Below are 1,993 nucleotides of genomic sequence, written 5' to 3' on the forward strand. Positions count from 1 at the left end.
CAGTATTCACTGAGATGAGGAGACTCATCTTTTTTGTGTATAACGGGGGCTATTTTACACATTTTATGTCTCCTTATATATGAGAAGGATGGGTAGTACCTATATCTACACGGCACTGAGTTAAAATGAGTTCGATACGATATAGATACTTTTTTCATAGTTGTCATTGTGGCTGCTCTTTTTAATGGAAAAGGAGTGGGGGTATATTAGCAAATATGACAGTCTGTGTGTATCAAGTGAGTTCACAGTAGGTCAACGTATGCAATACAGCTTGAAAAATAACTTACACAAGACGAAGGTCGAGTTGTATTAATATTGAAAAAATAATAATGAAATGATTAACACTGAATATATTGCAATAATTTTGTTTAAGGGTTTTTAAAAGTGTTGGATATGAGGGGAAATTAAAAAGTGATGAAAATCATTGATATTGCAATGGTTTTGTTTAATCCTGAATATTCGTTATAATTAAAAAAATACCTTGCGAAAAAAATAAATTGATAGTAGGATAATAATTGTTAATGGAAAATTATACCGTATAAATCATTTATTGGAGGTAATCATGTTTATAGCTTACACAGATGCTTCGGTAAAAAACAAAAAAGCTTCTCTAGCATTCTTCATTATTCTTGAAGATAAGAGCATAATAAGGAGAAGAATTCTAGTAAATGAAACCAAAAGTAGTGTGGCAGAGGTTTTGGCTTTTTATGAGTTACTTTTTTTTCTTGATTATTACAATATGAAAAAGGGTTTGATAGTATTTGATGCTCAATATATTGAAACCCAAATAAATAAAGCAGATAGTAAGCTACATAATATTATTCCAAATAATACAAAAGACATTTTACAAAAGTTACAAATCAGAACACAATTAATACCACGAAAATTGAATATCGCTCATAAAATATGTTATGCAGATAAATTTCAGCCATCTAGCAATGTCTCTTCAATAAATCGTTCTTACTATAGTGCAGTGCCAAATTATCCGGAATATTATATGAAATTATCTGTATTAAGTGAGTACAGACAGTTTTATAAAAAGCAATCGGCAACTTTATATGAGGCGCAAATGAAGTTAAACAAAATAATATGGCTTGCTGATTTAATTGAGGATATAGATGGAATTAAAAGATATGCAATACATGACAAGAGAATAGTAGTGAAGGAAGATACTATCGTTAAGATTAGTAAGGTTAATTATGTGCAAATTGGTAACCATTGGAGAGTGGTGAGGAGAAGGACGAAACTAAAAAAAATGTTAAAAAATTAAACATTTTTTTTCGGGTTTATTGGAAAAAAGGAGTAATGATACAGAAGAGGTGACAAGATGAGAAAACATTTCTTTAATGAGAGTTTCTTTGCAGATATAGATAATGAACAAAAAGCTTATTGGCTCGGGTTTATAAGTRCAGATGGCTCTGTTACTAAAACAAGTAAATGGAATTCCTTTAGACTTCAAATTAATCTCAAACATACTGACAGAGAACATTTAGAGTTATTTAAAAAACACATTGAGGCTCATAGTTCTCAGATATATGAATTTGATAATGATTCTTCAAGTAGGGGATTTGGAAAGGCGAGACTTGCTAGATTTGTATTAAACTCTCAAATACTCTACGAAGACCTTAATAAGCTGAATATTGTAATGAATAAAACTGATGTTCTTAAAATGCCTTATATAAAAGAAGAATTAGTACGCCACTATATTAGAGGCTACATAGATGGAGATGGTTCATTTTCATATACACCTAGAAAAGAAGCCCCTAATAGATTTAGATACTCCTTTGAAATAGTAGGGAATTCAAGAGAGATTTTCGAGCAATTCATTAAATACTTTGCCAAATATCAAATCAAGTTAAGTATTTACAAAAGAAAGGGTGGTAATAGCTTCAGATTAATGACTGGTTCGAGTGTTGAAATTAAAAAAATCTCAAAATTAATATACCATAACTCATCAGTATATTTAGAAAGAAAGTATATTAAAGTGCAGGAG

2 protein-coding genes are annotated in these 1,993 nt (G+C 30.1%); both read left to right on the top strand.

The genetic code is table 11. The annotated features are described in order from the left end of the window. Positions 1 to 562: 562 nt before the first annotated feature. Positions 563 to 1,270, top strand: coding sequence for a hypothetical protein (locus AC1DUW_RS27020; RefSeq protein ID WP_477643948.1), 708 nt, complete (start codon positions 563 to 565; stop codon positions 1,268 to 1,270). A 57-nt stretch (positions 1,271 to 1,327) separates the two neighbouring features. After that, positions 1,328 to 1,993 (top strand): LAGLIDADG family homing endonuclease (locus tag AC1DUW_RS27025; RefSeq protein ID WP_477643949.1); only part of this gene is annotated, 666 nt, incomplete at its 3' end.

The sequence above is a fragment of the Peribacillus sp. P4_C12 genome (genome assembly GCF_056402095.1).